Origin of the sequence: Acetomicrobium sp. S15 = DSM 107314 (genome assembly GCF_016125955.1) — a bacterium.
Lineage (GTDB): Bacteria > Synergistota > Synergistia > Synergistales > Thermosynergistaceae > Thermosynergistes > Thermosynergistes pyruvativorans.
In genome coordinates, this window is the sequence record NZ_JADEVE010000415.1 from 161,198 (window position 1) to 176,983 (window position 15,786).

The window sequence follows — 15,786 nt, forward strand, 5'->3', positions numbered from 1 at the left end:
ATTTGGCGATGAAGATAGACCCAAAAGCGATTAAGCGCGTCCTCGTGATAGGCCTCTCATGTCTTGGCGACATGCTCTTGGCCTCTGCGGCGCTGTGGAACCTCAGGCTTTATCTTAAAGAAGCACACTTTACGCTCTGGGTCGGCCCTCGCGCCCTTGGGGCGGTGGAGGGCGACCCCTTGTGGGATGAGGTCGTGCTCTACGACCGCCAGGGGGAATACGCTGGCCTGCGGGGCAGGGCTAAGGCCATTCGATGGATGAGGAGAGGCCTCTACGACCTCATCGTGGACCTCAGATCCACGCTGATGCCGCTTCTGAGCGGCGCCCGCTTCGCCCCTCTGTGGGGCTTCAGGGGCGTTTTAGCTCCCAAGGGCATCCACGAGGCGGAGCGCAACATTGCCGCTGTCGCTTCTTTGGGCGTTCCCATAGCCGTAAGGCGCCTGCGCTTCTACGTGCCGCAGTCGGCCCGCGATGCCGCAGACCGGCTCATCGGGCCGGCCTTGAAGGGCAGACCTTTGGTAGTTCTTAACCCCTCCGGCAGCATCCCCGAAAAGAGGTGGCCCGTCGAGCGCTTCTCCGGCCTGGGCCTGTGCCTGGCGGAGCGCTACGGGGCTGCCGTCGGCGTCTTGGGGTATTTGGAGCGTGAAATCGAGCTCGCCAAAGCGGTACTCGAAGCCTTGGGGGGAAACGGCCTCGACCTCACAGGCAGGCACAGCCTCCCCCTCGTGGGCGCGTTCCTCGAAAGAAGTGCCCTCTTCGTGACAAACGACACGGGCACGCTCCACGTGGCGAGCGCCTTGATGACGCCGACGGTGGGCATATATCTTCTTAGGAACGCCGCACGCTTCGGCCCCTGGGGAGGACCGCATGTCGTTGTCGCTTCTTTGGTGGACGACGTGCGGGAGATCCCGCTGGAGCAGGTCGCCGAGGCTTGCGATTTTCTGTTGGGAGAGTCGGGCACATGAAGTTTATAGAGATTTTGCCCGAGTTGGAAGAGGGGGGCGTCGAGCGCCACGTCCTTTGGCTTTCCAACGGGCTCGCCCGATGGGGGCACGAGGTGCTCGTCGTTTCGGCCGGGGGAAAGCTCGAACACGCGCTCGTCGTCGGCACTCAATCCTGGCACCTGCCCGTGCATTACAAAAACCCGCTGACCGTGCTCTATTCCGCCGCGAGGATAGCGGCGGTGGCCAGGCGCAATGGTTACGACCTGATACACGCCCACTCCCGCGTCCCGGCCTGGGTTGCCCTGTTGGCCTCGAAGATGGCCGGCGTGCCCTTCGTCGTGACGCTCCACGTGAGGTTCGGCAACCGCTCACCGCTTGTTTACAAGCCTTACAGGCTTGCCTCGCGCGTCATCTGCGTGAGTGAGTCGGCACGAAGCGCCATGGGAGACCTCGTGGGCGATAGGACGGTCGTCATAAGGAACGGCTTGCCCGATGCGCGGGGCAAGTGGAGGGGCAAATACCCCCCCTGGAAGCTGCTATTCGTGGGGCGCCTTTCGCCCGTCAAGGGGATAGACGTGGCCCTCCGCGCGCTCTGTCGCCTTAAAAGTTACGATTGGACGCTCGACGTGGTGGGAGACGGCCCCTTGAGGAAGGAGCTTGAGTCCTTCGTGGCAGAGGAGGGTTTAGAAGGCCGCGTCTTTTTTCACGGCTTCTGCCCCCACGTGGAGCCGTGGATGATGGGCGCCTCGCTTTTGCTCTTTCCCTCGCTCTACGAGGGCTTGCCCCTAACGCTCGCCCAGAGCATCCAGATCGGCCTTCCTGCCTTGGCGAGCGACATCCCGGAGGTGAGGGAGATGACGGTCGAACCTTACTCCTTGGTGCCTGCCGGCGACGCGAAGGCCTGGGAGGAAGCCCTGAGAGGCATCTTTTCCGGCGACACCGAACCGCCTCGCCTGAAGGCCGGCTACGACTTGGCCTTGGACAAGATGGTAGACAAAACCCTCGCCCTTTACGAGGAGGTAGTTTTTGCCGTCCGCGCGGCCAGGAGCGGGAGGTCGTCGTCTTGTTAGAGCCCGTCAGTAAATGGCCCTTTAGCGTTGAGGATATGCGTGCGAATGTCGTGCTTTACCGGGTTGCTCCTGATGATTACCCGAAAGAACTTTACCTCCCCTGGTACAGCGACCCGATTTATAAAAAGATAACCGTTAAAAGCCTCCTTTTTTATATAGGCGGCATGGCGCTTGGCGACTGCGTCATGATAAACCCGACCCTCGCAGCCTTCAGGGGCGCCTTCCCCGGCGCGCGCATTTACATCGTGGGCCACCCGGCGCCGCCCGTGGTGCGCCTGCTCGAAGAGGCCGGACTCATGGACGAGCTGCTCTGGTCTTACATACCGAAGCACCGCTTAAACTCATTCCCCAAATATGTGGAGCTGTGGCGCTACGGCAGGCGCATCGGAGAGCTCGACCTCCTCGTGGACACGCAGAGGCAGTTCATGCCTTCTTTTGTTCTCTCTTTCGTCTTTCGATACCGCCACCGCCTGGGGTATTCCTGCAAGGGATTTTTTAGCGACTGGCGCTTTCCCGAGCCGGGCCGCGAGTGTGTCCACGATTCGTATCAGTCGCTAATGCTCGCCCGCCGCCTTGGCATACCGCCCGCTGATCCCTTTCACAGGCTTGTCGTTCCTCCCCGCGTTGAGGAGCTCTCCGATCGACTCGTCGCCTCGAGAGGTTGGAGCGAGGCCGTCGCCCTATTTCCGCTCACTGCAAAGCTTGATGCGTCGAAGTGTATGCCGCGGCGCTTTTATGTGGACCTGGCTAAGACGGTCGCGCGCAACCGCCCCGTCCTCCTTTTTGGTTCCCCCTCGCAGGTGGCGCACCTTAAAGAGATGGCCGACGAGATCGGCGGACGCGCCTATATTCCTTACCTCGAATCCGGCGTGAACGCTGAGGACGAGCTCTTCCTCTGCATGGCCCTGCTGAAGCGCGTATCAGCCGCCGTGTCGAACGACAGCGGCGGCGCACACCTCGCCGCAGCCCTGGGGGCGCGCACGCTCGTCGTAGGGCCCATGGCTCGCCTTGCGCGTTTTGGCCCTTGCGGAGAGCGCGCCTGGGCCATGCAGACGGACCTGCCCTGTTTCCCCTGCCCCAGGACCGACGGCAGCGCCTGCAAGGGTGCCCGATGGTGCCTGCGGGCCATTTCTCCCTTTATGGTAGTGGAGGCGCTGGAGAAGTGGATTTGAATGTGAATGTGAATGTGAGTGTGAAAGTGAAAGTGAGGGTGAGAGTGGGTGTGGGTGTGAAGGGAAGAGCTAAGATTGAATGATACGTTAAAGGTCGGTTCTGTCTTTAAGAGCCGGGCACAAATCTTAAATGAGACACAGCCTGAAGGCAGGCTGCTCTTCGTCAAATACAGCGCCCTGGGCGACATAGCGCTGGCCACGGCGGCGGCCTCGTGCATAAAGGCGCACTTTCCCGGTCTTTCGCTCTTTTGGCTGGCCTCCAGGCCTTATGACGAGCTCCTTAAGCTTCAGCCCTTTGTGGACGAGGTCTTGCCCTGGGACCGCTCCCGCGACCCGCGGGCTTTTTTCGGCCTCGTCCGTAGGGTTAGAAGCCTGCGCTTCGACTGGCTCGTAGACATGCAGTGGGTCCAAAGGAGCGCGCTCCTGTCCGCGCTTTCGGGGGCAAGGTGCAGGCTCGGCTTTTTCAAAGGGCACAAGTTTCCCTATTACGACTGGACGCCTGAAAATTGGCGCTACGAAGACCCGATACTTGAAAGACAGTCCGCGATACTTGAGGGCTTGGGCATATCCGACGGCCTGTCCTATCTGCCGCGCCTTTGCGTGAGCGGCGAAGAGTCGCGCACGGCAGAATCCGCCCTAAGCGTACCCGAGCCTCGATGCGCCGCCCTCATCGGGGCGAGTAAGCCCGTAAAGCGCTGGCCGGCCGAAAACTGGGTCTCCTTCCTGCGGATGATGATGGACCGCGGCTGGAGCGCCGTCCTCGTCGGCCACGGTCCGGAGGAAGAGGAGATGGCGCGCAAAATTGCCCTTCAGTTGCCCGAGGGCCGCACGGCAAACCTCGTCGGCGCCTTGGACCTCAAGGGGATGGCGGCCCTGTTCTCACGCGTGCGGCTGGCCGTGGGGGGAGACACGGGCCCGCTCTACCTCGCCATAGCCGCAGGCGTGCCCTCCGTCGGCCTTTTTGGCCCCACGAGCCCCTATACTCACTTCCCCGATCTTGCCTTTACCGTTTCTCTGTCTGCCCCCTGCCCGCGCTCTGGGTGCGGCGACTGGAACTGTCCCAATGCCGACTGCCTTTCTGCCATTTCGCCCCGCGAAGTCCTCGAGGCGATCCAAAAATTAGGTCTTTAGTCCTATTGCAAAGTTGCCCCTTACATATACAATGTTTAGCGGATGTGCCAGAAGTGCACCTTGAAAATCTGGCCTTGGTAACGTTGCTTCTACTGCGGCTTTAGAAACCCTGATGGCGAAGGAAGGAGGTGCGACGACCCCCGACCAAAAAGGGCGAGGCCGCGTGGGAAGGCGGACCGTATCGCAGGCAGTCCTTGGGGCTTTTAGGGCAAAGGAAACGAGGAAACTTTCTCCGAGAAAGCCCCTGTTGGTGATGCGCGAGAAGGCCGCAATATAAAACCAAGGGGGTTGTGATGCAATGAAAAAGTTCTTTGCACTGCTGGCAGTTGCTGTGCTGGTAGCCTTCGCGGCGCCGGCCTTCGCTGCCAATCCGTTCGTCGATGTTCCGATGAACCACTGGTCCTACGACGCGCTCTCTCAGCTCGCCGCTAAGGGCATAATCCAGGGCTATCCCGACGGGTCGTTCAAGGGCAATCAGCCGATGACCCGCTACGAGATGGCCACCGCTGTGGCCAGGGCTTTGGCCACCGTGGATATGGATAAGGCCAGCAAAGAAGATGTGGAGATGCTGAAGAGGCTCGTCGTCGAGTTCAAAGACGAGCTCGATGCCTTGGGCGTTAAGGTCGATGAGCTCGACGAGCGCGTGGCCGTCCTCGAAAAGAACCTGGGCGGCTGGAGGTTCTACGGAGAATTGCGCTTCACGGGCGAGTGGGCCGACGAGGAAGGCCAGTATAGCAATGTAGTAGGCGACACCGAGTTCGACCTCGACCGCTATCGTCTGTGGATGACCCGCAAGGTTGACGATAAACTCACGATGATCATGCGCCTTGGCGACGACAGCCGTTCGAGCGACGGCACGGCCTGGGAGCGCTACTACGCCGAAGTGATGTTCCCCTGGGACTTCAAGGTGTGGATAGGCAAGTGGAACTTCGACTGGGAAGCCGACGATAAGATCATCTACGCTCAGGAGTCTTGGTTCACCGACCAGACCTACAAAGGTTTCCACGCCAAGAAGAGCTGGGGCAACGGCTATTTCGCAGCCTTCGTAGCCCACCAAGAGAAAGACGAGAACAGGTACTACCACAAGAACGGCGAGAACTGGGAATGGGACACGAGTCGTTGGCCTGCACCTGTATATCTTCCTGGTTCTATTACCGTTCCCGGAGGGTTCCTCACTCCTGATGGCACCGGAAACTATACGACACCATCAATTTCGCTTCCCACGAGTATTCCCTCGATTACTATTCCTGGAGATCTTGTTACCCCAGTTGGTAGCAACTACGAAATTGACATCTCTGGATTGTCGGATCCAGTTAATGCAGCGTTGAGAGATGCGCTCCATGGTAACATGGGGAGGTACTACGACTCTAGGCTCGGCGATGCGTATATCTACGGCGCTCGGTTCAACTTCAACTTCAACGACCGTTTCCGTTTCGCCCTCTCCGGGATCATGAAGAGCCCTGACGAGGACTACTTCGTGGCAAGCTTGGATGGCATGCAGAATGTAGAGCAGTTAGTTTATTGGGCCGACTTCACACTCAAATTTACGCCGGGCTTTTCGCTCATCGGCGCCTACTACTGGGAAGACCTCGATGAGGTGCCAGCCGCAAACACGATTAAGGTTCCAGGTAGAGGAGGGTCAATTCCTGTCACGAAGACGGAAGATTCTCCTAACGCCTACAAGGTCGTCCTTAACGTTGACCAAAGCGTGCTCAAGTTCACGAGCATTTGGGCGGAGTATGCCCATTTCGACGAGGGTTGGCAGTTCTTCACATTTGACGACAGCTATGGCACCACGCCGCACAGCGCCTACGACTACCACTTCGACTACTCGGGCGTCTATCTGCCTCTTACCTTCTACGTCGGTGCTTTCGAGGCTGATGTCTTCCGTGCTTATCTCTACCAGAAGTGGAGCGACAAGTGGGGTTCCTTCATCTCCTACACTGACGTATCCTACGACGGCACGGGCGCATATCAGTTAGACACCGAGCACTGGGCTGTCGGCTTCGACTACTGGTACACGCCGGCCGTCAAGTTCACGCTCTCCTATGAAGACGCCAGCTTCGACGACGATCACAAGTACAAAGACGACTCGCTGCTCCGCTTCCGCACCTGGATCTTCTTCTAAACGCTGCCGCAAAAACCACAAAAGCAGGGGAGGTTTCCTCCCCTGCTTTTTCATTTCTTCTCTTCTCTTCTCTTCTCTTCTCTTCTTTCACCTCCACTCCCACTCCCACTCTCACATTCACTTTTGTATACTCCGTGTGGAGGCGATGGAGATGGCAAGTGCTACTGTGCGGATCAGCCTGAAGGCTCAAGAAGTTGTGCGACATCTTTCGGCCCAAACTGGCCGCAAGATGCAGGATATACTTGACGAAGCGGTTGAGCTATACCGCCGTCAACTCTTCTTGGAGAAGGCCAACGCCGCCTTTGCCACCTTGAGGATGCAACCGGAGGCGTGGGCTGTTGAGGAGGAAGAGCGAGCCTCCTGGGACGCCGCTCTCACCGACGGGCTAAGGGACTGATATGTCTGAGCCATCCCGCGGGGAGATTTGGCTGGTGGATCTAAATCCTCTGCGTGGTCACGAACAGGCTGGTAGACGGCCCAGCCTCGTGATATCGGTTAACGGCTTTAACTACGGTCCAGCAGGCAGGACTTGTGGTTATAATTCCCATGACCACGAAGGCCAAAGGTATACCGTTTCATGTGGAAGTTGATCCACCCGAGGGCGGCGTGGACTGCCCCAGCTTCATCAAGTGTGAGGACGTCCGTTCCATCGCTAAAGAGCGCCTCGTGGAGCGCTTTGGAAGGATTGGCGATACGACGCTGGCGGAGGTTGAGGATCGACTACGCATCCTTCTGGGATTGTAGGGTCTGCCTCTTAGGGGTCAGATCTTTATTTTTTTAATGTTTTCCCCCTCGTATGTACAGATGCAGACGACACTACCATTGCCCGTAGCGCTGCAATCTGTTATAACGTGATGGCAGGTATTCCTGTGTTTCCATGGGTCTGTGTTGTGCAAAAAACGCCCAAAGCATAAAGCCCTTGCGAGGAGGAATTTGCGGTTATGGATGGACTGCGCCCCAAAGACCCTCACGACAAGTTCTTCAAAACCATCATGGCGGACGAAAACAACGTAAGGCTGTTCGTAAAAGAATTCCTGCCCCATGATATATCCAAAGAAATTGCCTTAGAAAAGATGAAACTCTTGCCCACAGAGAAGCTGAGGCGGTATAGGAAATACCACATGGACCTGGCTGTCGAATGCGAGATAGGCCAAAAGAAAGGGCAGCTCTATTTCATATTCGAGCACAAGTCATACCCAAACAGAAAAGTCCTCCTGCAGATATTGGGCTACATGTATGCCCTATGGGACGAACAGGAAAGGACATCTAAACCTTTAACCCCCATAATACCCGTTGTGATATACCACGGAATGCACCCTTGGAATATTCCCACTGCATTTTTGAGCCAATTTGAAGGACTAAAGGAACCCATAAAGCGATACATGCCCGAATTCGAGTATGCATTGGTAGACTTAACAACGCTGAGCGACGAAGAGATAAGAAGGAGAGCCAAAGACAACGCCTTCCTCGCAGAAAGCCTGCGCGTCATGAAATATGCTCCTGTCCAGAATATCGAAAGGATCAAGGCTACGGCTGGTATAATAATATCACCGGAACAGAAGATGATAATAATTGAATACCTCTTTCAGGTGCTGGACGTGGAAGAAGAGGCTATGTACGAGATAGCGCAAAAATCGGAGGTGAAGAAGTTATGCCATCTTTGGCGGAGAAGCTGGAAAAAAGAGGCGAAAAAAGGGGTGAGCTAAAAGGCAAGGAGATAGGCAAAATAGAAGCTAAACGCTCGACATTAATAAGGCAGCTCAAGCGCAAGTTCGGCCTCACTCCCGCGGAAGAAGAGAAAGTGCGCTCCGTTACGGATGAAGCTAAGCTCGAAACTGCGCTGGATGCTATTTTAGATGCAAAAGACAAATCTGAGGTTTTAAGGACGTTGGGGTGAGAACATTAGGAACCCCCTGGGGGTGAGATACTGCGTTGCCTTTCTCAGCCTTTACTAATTTTTTGTCTTGCTTCTCGTATTTTGCACTCTTCACTCATCACTCTTCACTCATCACTGATCACTCACTTTCACATCCACCCTCACCGCTCTTGGGGGTCAGGCCTTTGTTTTTGGCGTTTCTTAGTCTTTGTTAACTTTATTCGTCTTGTCTCTTACATTTCACTTCTTTTTTGCTTTACAACCAACGCCTCACGCTTCACTCATCACTCATCACTTATCACTGATTTGCGCTGATTAAAGAAAGCTTAGAGGTGTTTTTAAAGCGTAGGCTGAAGGTCGTTGAAGCTGAGTTATTCCTTTTGGCCAAGAAATATGGTGTGCCTGATGTTCAGGAGTTTGACAAGATGATCCAGGAGGGAAGGCTTCATGAACAAGAAGCCTTCGAGGACTACTTTAAGTTCGATAATCTTGAGGCGGGGACCTTCTTTTAGAGCATTTGAAGAGCTTAAAATGATTTCCTTAGAGGATTTGGCGAGGATCGCCGAATAGGACACTTGTGCCTGAAAATGCCTCTTCAAGTTTAAAATTCTTCTAAAGCTTCTTCTCGTCTCCGATAAACATTATAATATCAAGTGTAGAGCTTGCAGCATGGCCTTTATTTTTTTTATGTTTTTTCGCCTCTGCTCCCTCTTTTGTAATGGTAAATTCCGGGGTTATTTGGGTTTTGCATGGCTTTGGCGCTCCTGCCACTTTCCCGCGAAGGTAATGGCGAAGGACTTGGCTATGAGCTTTATATCGGTCCATAGCGTGGCCTCTCGCATGTATTTTAGGTCGAAGGCGAGCTTCTCCTCGGGCGGGCTTTCGTAGTGTCCGAAGATCTGGGCTAAACCTGTGAGGCCGGGGCGTATAGCGTGGCGCTTTTCGTACTCGGGGTGTCTTTGGACGAATTCCCTTACGAATTCTGGTCGCTCGGGGCGTGGACCTACGAAGCTCAAGTCCCCAAGGAATATGTTTAGAAGCTGCGGCAGCTCGTCCAAAGCGGTCCTGCGCAGGAAACGCCCCACGCGCGTGACCCTGGGATCGTCTGAATTGGCCAAGACCGGTCCGGTGAGCCCTTCGGCGTTGCGCACCATAGAGCGGAACTTGTACAGCTTGAAGATACGCCCGTTTAAGCCAACTCTCTCTTGAGTGTAAAGCACCGGCAGTCCGTCGTCTAATATTATGGCGATGGCTATAATCAACCACAGCGGCGAGGATATGATAAGGCCCGCTGTTGCGAGGAGTATATCCATCGCCCTCTTTGTCAGCGATAGCGCATACGGTGCAACATCTGGTTCTCGTTGCGCCGCGCCTTGTGCCATCAAAGTTCGGTCTTCTCTTTGTTTTTCCATCGCAACCTCCGCTCCGGTTCGAGGGTCGAAGTCCTGTTTTCGGCTTATCGTGTGATACCACACAGACGGGTTTGAAAGAAACCATATTTATTATAATATAAACGAGGCGGAAGATGTTGTTCTTATATCCGACTTCCGGTGCAGACCCGTATGCCGAGATCGCGCGAAGCGCCACTTTCTGCCTGTTTCCCACGTTGTGATATTCTACGTTAAATACAAGAGCAAGGCCTGCTCTTGGCGGTTAACCTTCACTTTTGATATCCTGTTGTCTGTTTTTGCCAGCAGCACTCCCGCCGCAACTTGAGAAATCTAAAACAACCCCTTTGGGGTGCCGAACGTTTGCAGAAAAAATACGACCGCCGTTAGGCCCCCGGGGAAACCCCAAAAAGCGGTATACTGCGGTATACTATTGAGCACCGACAAATTCGTCGAGGCCGTAAAGCCTATTATAGAGGAGCGGGATAGAAGGCTTAAGAGGTACGAGAGCGCGAAAGGCAGGCCGTCTGTCTTGCTTCGGGAAGGCTTTTGGCGGAGGAGGCGATAACAAGGCCGGAAACTAAAAATATCCGTTACACTGTTTGCGTTTGTGGTTATACCTTGGCAGATGTGTAAGTGACATTCCAGACGTGTTGCCGAACAGGCGCTGAATAAGTGAAGAAGAAAAACACAAAAAGTAAAGACCTGACCCCAGGGGGAGTGAAGATGATGAGAAGAGCGTTAGCGGTTTTGTCGTGTATTGCGTTATTGGCGACGGCTGCGCAGGCCGCAGAGGATGTCATCAAGGTGGGACATACGGTCTCCCTCACCGGCGGTGCTTCCATGTGGGGGCAATCGGAAAAGAATGCACTGGAGCTTCTGATAGGTAAGATAAACAAAGACGGCGGTGTGCTCGGCAAGAAAATCGTGCTCGTCAGTTACGATAACAGGAACGATCCCGTGGAGTCCGTCAACGTGGCGCGCCGCCTCGTCAACGATGGCGTCGTGGCCGTTATAGGGCCGGCTCAGAGCGGAAACTCCATAGCCACAGCTCCGATCTTAGAGAGGGCGAAGATTCCCATGATCGTAACCACCGCCACGAATCCCTATGTGACCATAGACAAAGACACAGGGAAGGTTCGCCCCTTCGCCTTCAGGCCATGCTTTATAGACCCATTCCAGGGGACTGTGGCGGCCCAATTTGCTTACACAGACTTGGGGGCTAAGAAGGCTGCCGTGCTCTACGATGTGGGGTCCGACTACGGTCAGTGGCTTGCCAAGTATTTCGAGGAGGCCTTCACCGCCAAAGGGGGAGAGGTCGTAGCCAAGGAAGCCTTCCGAAGCGAGGAGCTCGATTACAGAGCACAGCTCGGGAAGATAAAGGGGCTTTCTCCCGATGTGCTATTTTTGCCCACCACGCAGAAGGAAGCCGCCATGGCGGCCCGCCAGGCGCGCGATCTGGGGATAACGGCCACGCTTTTGGGCACCGATAACTGGGGAAGCCCAGACCTCATAGACCTGGGTGGAAGCGCCATAGACGGAGGCTACTTCGTCAACTTAACTGACCTTTCAGACCCCGACATCCAGGGCTTTGTGGCTGAATATCGCGCCGCTTACGGTGAGGACCCGGTCCTTCCCAACCCTGTCATGGCGGGGGACGCCATATATATGCTCGTCGACGCCATAAAGAGGGCCGGCTCCACCGACGGAACGGCGATAGCGAAGGCTTTGGAAGAAACGCGGGACCTACCCGTGGTGAGCGGCAAGATCACGGTGAACCCTGAGGATCACAACCCGTTGAACAAACCCGCTGTGATCCAAAAGGTGGACACCAAGGCCCATGCCTTCGTCTTCGTTAAAAAATACGAGCCCGGAGATTAGCGGGACACTTTGAACTTTTGACGGAGGGGTAGGGGCGAGGGTGTTCCTTCAAACGCTTTTCACCGGGCTTTCTGTAGGCGGTATATACGCGCTCATGGCCGTGGGCTATTCGCTCATATTCAGCATCCTGAACTTCAGCAACTTTGCCCATGGCTCCGTCATAATGTTAGGGGCTTACATGGGCTTGGGCCTGGCGTCGAAGTTCGGCCTGAAGTTGGGCTTTGTCGTGGCCGGCGCCATGGCCGGAGGCGGACTGCTCGCTGTGCTGAACGAGCGCCTCGCCTATCGGAAGCTTCGTCACAGGAACGCCCCCTCCCTTTACCTCATGATCTCGGCCATGGGGTGCTCTGTCTTTCTGGAGAACATGGTCTATGTGACCATAGGCTCGCGCTTCTACGCCTTCCCAGAATTTTTCACCCGCCGAGTGGTCACGTTTTTGGGCTCCTCTGTGAGCGTGATGGACCTCTTTGCTCTCGCCTTTTCGCTCTTAGCGATAGGGGCTTTGGGGCTCTTTTTGGCCCGCTCTCGCACCGGGATAGCCGTAAGGGCCGGCGTCTGCGATATGACTATGTGTTCCCTCATGGGGGTGGACACAGATAGGCTCGTGGCCCTCGTTTTCTTGCTGGCGGGGGCCCTTGGGGGTTTGGCGGGGACGTTCATGGGGGTACGGTATCTCGTCTACCCGACGATGGGGTGGATCACGAACAAGGCCTACATCGCCGCCGTCATCGGCGGCTTGGGGAGCCTCTTGGGCGCCATCGTGGGCGGCGTCATCCTGGGCGTAGTGGAGACGTTCATATCTGCCTATGTGTCGAGCGTCCTCCGCGACGTCTTCAGTTTTACCATCCTCGTAGCGCTCCTCGTGTGCATGCCGAACGGCCTCTTCGGGAAGAGCATGGAGGAGAGGGTTTAAAATGAGCTACATCCTCTCCATAACGACCCTCGCCTGTATAAACATGATCGCTGTCTTGGGCCTCGCAATATTCACGGGCTTTACAGGGCTCTTTTCCTTCGGGCACGCGGCTTTCATGGGGATAGGGGCTTATGTCTCGGCCATACTTACGTACTATTACGGCGTCCCTTTCCCTTTGGCCCTCGCCTGCGGCGTCGCCGCCTCTTCGGCTGCCAGTCTCATCATAGGCATACCCACGCTGAGGGCGCGCCTGCGCAGCGACTACTTCGCCATCGCCATTTTGGGTTTTGGCGAGGCGTTGCGGGTGATCTTGGAAAACCTCTCCATAACTAACGGGGCCAGAGGGCTCCCCGGGATTGCGCCTTATACCACTCTCCCCGTCGTGGTATTGTGCCTGGGCCTATGCGTAATCGTGGCCAGAAACTTCCTGCAGTCCCGATATGGCGCCGCCTGTATAGCCGTCCGTGAGGATCCTGTGGCGGCCGAAATGTCGGGGATACACCTCTTCAGGACGCGCCTGTTGTCCTTGGCCTTGAGCGCCGCATATTGTGGCCTCTCGGGGGGACTTTTGGCCCATTATCTTTCCTTCATCCAGCCCGTAATGTTCACCCTCGTCCAATCGACGCAGATACTGGCGGCCGTTATAGCGGGAGGGCTCGGGAGCATATCGGGGCCGCTTGTGGCCTCATTTCTCTTTATAGCGCTGCCCGAGGCTCTGCGGGTGGCCCAGATGTGGCGTCTCGTGGCCTACGGCCTGATACTCGTGCTCATCATGCTTTTCCGGCCCCAGGGGCTTTTAGGACACCAGGAGATCTCTCGCCTGTTCAAAAGGCCGGCAGGTGAGGACCATTGACGGAGGTCCTGTCCCTTAAGGGAGTCAGCAAGCGTTTCGGCGGCATTGTGGCGGCTTCCGACGCCTCCTTTGACGTAGAAGAGGGGGAAATATTGGGCATAATAGGGCCGAACGGAGCCGGCAAGACGACGATTTTTAACGTCATAACTGGAGTCTACCCGCCCGACGGCGGTTCGCTTTCATTCCGCGGCGTGGCATTGAACGATAAGAGACCTGACGAGATCGTGAGGATGGGGATTGCCCGCACCTTTCAGAACATCAGGCTCTTCTCCAACCTGACATGCCTCGCAAACGTGATGACGCCGCTCTTGCAGCGAAAGCGTTACGGCGTATGGCCTTCGCTTTTGCGCACACGTGCTGTGCGAAGGTGCGAGAAAGAGTCTGAGGAAGAGGCATTTTCCCTTCTTGAGGCGGTTGGGCTTTCCTCCTTTTCTCATCAAAAGGCTTCATCTTTGCCTTACGGGCTTCAGAGGAAGCTCGAGATAGCCCGTGCCCTTGCCACAAAGCCGACGCTTCTGCTTCTGGATGAACCGGCTGCCGGCATGAACCCGGAAGAAGCGAGGGCGCTTTCCGGGCTCGTCCGCGAGATCCACGGCAAATTTTCCCTGACAGTGATGCTCATAGAGCATCACATGGATGTGGTGATGAGGCTCTGTTCCAGAATCCTGGTCATGAACTTCGGCGCCGTCATCGCTCAGGGTAGGCCGGAAGAGGTTAGAAGGGACGAGAGGGTGCTTTCGGCTTACTTAGGGAGGAGGGCGTAAATGATGCTGTCGGCGAAAGACCTCCACGTGCATTACGGTAAGATCCACGCCGTCAGGGGCGTTTCGTTTTATGTGGAAGAAAAGGAGATCGTCTCCATTGTAGGGGCGAACGGAGCCGGCAAGTCGACCATAATGTGGACGCTGGCTCGCGTCTTGAAACCCTCGTCTGGAAAGATATTCTTTTTGGGCCTCCCGCTCCCGGAGAAGCCCCACGAAGTCGTGCACAGCGGCATGTGCCTGGTGCCAGAACGCAGAAGGCTCTTCGGCGCGCTCACGGTGAGCGAAAATCTCGTCATGGGGGCATACATGAGAAAAGACGCCGAGGGCATAAAGCGCGACATGGAGCGGGCTTTTGAGCTCTTTCCGGTCCTCAAAGGGAGACTGAATCAGATAGCCGGGACGCTCTCAGGCGGAGAGCAGCAGATGCTCGCCATAGCGAGGGCACTCATGAGTTCACCGCGCATGATGCTTTTGGACGAGCCGTCTTTGGGGCTGGCTCCCATCTTGGTAGATCGCCTTATGGACGCCATCGTCGCCCTGAGGGAGTCAGGCATGACCATCCTTATGGTGGAGCAGAACGCCGATAGGGCTCTGGAGATCTCCGACAGGGCCTATGTGCTGGAAGTGGGCGCCATCATCATGGAGGGCCCAGGCAAAGACCTTTTGGGCGATCCCGTTGTGCGCAAGGCCTACCTCGGCGAGCTCGCCTAACCCGGCTTCCGCATCACTCATCATTCATCACTCCTCACTCCTCACTCCTCACTCATCACTCATCACTCATCACTCATCACTAATCACTACTCATCCACTCTCACATCCACATTCACTTTATGTGCTAAAATGAAATTGCAAGAGGGGGTGCTCCCATGAGCGTATTGCAGGACGTGCAGGAACTCCAGGAAACCAGAAAAGAACATGAGCTCAGGCTCGCGAAGCTGGAAAAACTGATGGAAGCCTCGATCTTGGATACCCAGCAACTGAAGCTTGAGATGCGACTCTTCAGGGACGAAATGCTGGCCTTCAAAGACGAGATGCATGCCTTCAAAGATGAAATGAAGGATTTCAAAGACGAAATGCGCACCTTGAAGGACGAAATGCTGGCATTCAAGAACGAGATGCGCACCTTCAAGGACGAAATGCTGGCATTCAAGGACGAAATGCGCACGTTTAAGAATGAGATGAATCGCCGCTGGGGAGAGCTGGCCAACAAAATGGGCACTCTGGTGGAAGACATCGTATATCCTGGACTGCCCTTTGCCCTGAAGCGCCGCTTCGACCTCGAGGTGGATATCATCACTCACAATGTGTCGATCAAGGACCCCGAGACCGGCAGCAAGCAGGAGTTCGACGTGGTGGCCATCTGCGGCGACCGGGGCTTTGTGGTGGACGTAAAGTCCACATATAAGTTTGCTCACCTTGAAAACTTCATCGAAAGGATACTTCCTAAGGCCGCTCGCCTGATACCGCTGCTCGAGGGCAAGTGCCTTCAGGGGATCATCGCCTCCTTGAGCTTGGGTGAGGACGTGATAAATGCCGCCACCAAGCGCGGGGTTCTGGCGATGACGATGTCCGGCGATTACATGGACATCGTAAACCCGGAGGCTTTCTCCAAGTAAAACTATCCTTAATTAGTTGGCATAACTTAGTCGACATAATGTAGATCCGC

General features: G+C 55.8%; 18 protein-coding genes. 17 read left to right on the plus strand and 1 reads right to left on the minus strand.

What is annotated here, in order from left to right; genetic code table 11:
- Positions 1-8: 8 nt before the first annotated feature.
- The 11 genes from EZM41_RS12780 (at position 9) to EZM41_RS14245 (ending at position 8,891) form a co-directional block, all read left to right on the plus strand.
- Positions 9-965: a glycosyltransferase family 9 protein gene (locus EZM41_RS12780; protein ID WP_198471539.1), complete on the plus strand. Its 957-nt coding sequence runs from the start codon at positions 9-11 to the stop codon at positions 963-965.
- A complete protein-coding gene (locus tag EZM41_RS12785; RefSeq protein ID WP_198471540.1) occupies positions 962-2,014 on the plus strand; it encodes a glycosyltransferase in 1,053 nt (350 codons plus the stop codon). Before EZM41_RS12780 ends, EZM41_RS12785 begins: the two co-directional genes overlap by 4 nt.
- Positions 2,008-3,186: a glycosyltransferase family 9 protein gene (locus EZM41_RS12790; protein ID WP_198471541.1), complete on the plus strand. Its 1,179-nt coding sequence runs from the start codon at positions 2,008-2,010 to the stop codon at positions 3,184-3,186. The genes EZM41_RS12785 and EZM41_RS12790 overlap by 7 nt, the downstream gene beginning before the upstream one ends.
- A gap of 75 nt (positions 3,187-3,261) precedes the next feature.
- Positions 3,262-4,317 carry a glycosyltransferase family 9 protein gene (locus EZM41_RS12795; protein ID WP_198471542.1) on the plus strand — a complete coding sequence of 352 codons (1,056 nt, stop codon included), beginning with the start codon at positions 3,262-3,264 and terminating at the stop codon, positions 4,315-4,317.
- Between the two features lie 298 nt (positions 4,318-4,615).
- Complete coding sequence (locus EZM41_RS12800; RefSeq protein ID WP_198471544.1) at positions 4,616-6,445, plus strand: S-layer homology domain-containing protein; 1,830 nt, start codon at positions 4,616-4,618, stop codon at positions 6,443-6,445.
- Between the two features lie 145 nt (positions 6,446-6,590).
- Positions 6,591-6,842 (plus strand): toxin-antitoxin system protein, encoded by a 252-nt coding sequence (locus tag EZM41_RS12805; RefSeq protein WP_232619379.1) that lies wholly within the window; start codon positions 6,591-6,593, stop codon positions 6,840-6,842.
- 1 nt (position 6,843) lies between these two features.
- Positions 6,844-7,035: a type II toxin-antitoxin system PemK/MazF family toxin gene (locus EZM41_RS14840; RefSeq protein ID WP_198471546.1), complete on the plus strand. Its 192-nt coding sequence runs from the start codon at positions 6,844-6,846 to the stop codon at positions 7,033-7,035.
- Entirely contained in the window at positions 6,977-7,189 is a 213-nt protein-coding gene (locus tag EZM41_RS14240) for a type II toxin-antitoxin system PemK/MazF family toxin (protein WP_198471548.1), read from the plus strand. Before EZM41_RS14840 ends, EZM41_RS14240 begins: the two co-directional genes overlap by 59 nt.
- Before the next feature lie 197 nt (positions 7,190-7,386).
- Positions 7,387-8,151, plus strand: a complete 765-nt coding sequence (locus EZM41_RS12820) for an Rpn family recombination-promoting nuclease/putative transposase (RefSeq protein ID WP_232619380.1) — start codon at positions 7,387-7,389, stop codon at positions 8,149-8,151.
- Positions 8,097-8,342, plus strand: coding sequence for a DUF4351 domain-containing protein (locus EZM41_RS14070; RefSeq protein ID WP_232619381.1), 246 nt, complete (start codon positions 8,097-8,099; stop codon positions 8,340-8,342). Before EZM41_RS12820 ends, EZM41_RS14070 begins: the two co-directional genes overlap by 55 nt.
- A gap of 426 nt (positions 8,343-8,768) precedes the next feature.
- On the plus strand, positions 8,769-8,891 hold the full coding sequence (locus tag EZM41_RS14245) for a hypothetical protein (RefSeq protein WP_269778910.1): 123 nt from the start codon (positions 8,769-8,771) through the stop codon (positions 8,889-8,891).
- A gap of 164 nt (positions 8,892-9,055) precedes the next feature.
- Here the strand turns inward: EZM41_RS14245 and EZM41_RS12825 are convergent, their stop codons facing one another.
- Positions 9,056-9,733 carry a sugar transferase gene (locus EZM41_RS12825; protein ID WP_198471550.1) on the minus strand — a complete coding sequence of 226 codons (678 nt, stop codon included), beginning with the start codon at positions 9,731-9,733 and terminating at the stop codon, positions 9,056-9,058.
- A 702-nt stretch (positions 9,734-10,435) separates the two neighbouring features.
- Between EZM41_RS12825 and EZM41_RS12830 the strand changes: the two genes are divergently transcribed.
- The 6 genes from EZM41_RS12830 (at position 10,436) to EZM41_RS12855 (ending at position 15,736) form a co-directional block, all read left to right on the plus strand.
- Positions 10,436-11,590: an ABC transporter substrate-binding protein gene (locus tag EZM41_RS12830; RefSeq protein WP_232619382.1), complete on the plus strand. Its 1,155-nt coding sequence runs from the start codon at positions 10,436-10,438 to the stop codon at positions 11,588-11,590.
- Between the two features lie 40 nt (positions 11,591-11,630).
- Positions 11,631-12,503, plus strand: coding sequence for an ABC transporter permease subunit (locus tag EZM41_RS12835; RefSeq protein WP_198471552.1), 873 nt, complete (start codon positions 11,631-11,633; stop codon positions 12,501-12,503).
- Between the two features lies 1 nt (position 12,504).
- A complete protein-coding gene (locus EZM41_RS12840) occupies positions 12,505-13,356 on the plus strand; it encodes a branched-chain amino acid ABC transporter permease (RefSeq protein WP_198471554.1) in 852 nt (283 codons plus the stop codon).
- The gene (locus EZM41_RS12845; RefSeq protein ID WP_198471556.1) at positions 13,353-14,120 is read left to right on the plus strand and encodes an ABC transporter ATP-binding protein; all 768 of its coding nucleotides are present in this window, start codon (positions 13,353-13,355) and stop codon (positions 14,118-14,120) included. Before EZM41_RS12840 ends, EZM41_RS12845 begins: the two co-directional genes overlap by 4 nt.
- The gene (locus EZM41_RS12850) at positions 14,121-14,831 is read left to right on the plus strand and encodes an ABC transporter ATP-binding protein (protein ID WP_342449333.1); all 711 of its coding nucleotides are present in this window, start codon (positions 14,121-14,123) and stop codon (positions 14,829-14,831) included.
- A gap of 155 nt (positions 14,832-14,986) precedes the next feature.
- Positions 14,987-15,736 carry a hypothetical protein gene (locus tag EZM41_RS12855; protein WP_198471558.1) on the plus strand — a complete coding sequence of 250 codons (750 nt, stop codon included), beginning with the start codon at positions 14,987-14,989 and terminating at the stop codon, positions 15,734-15,736.
- Positions 15,737-15,786: the final 50 nt, after the last annotated feature.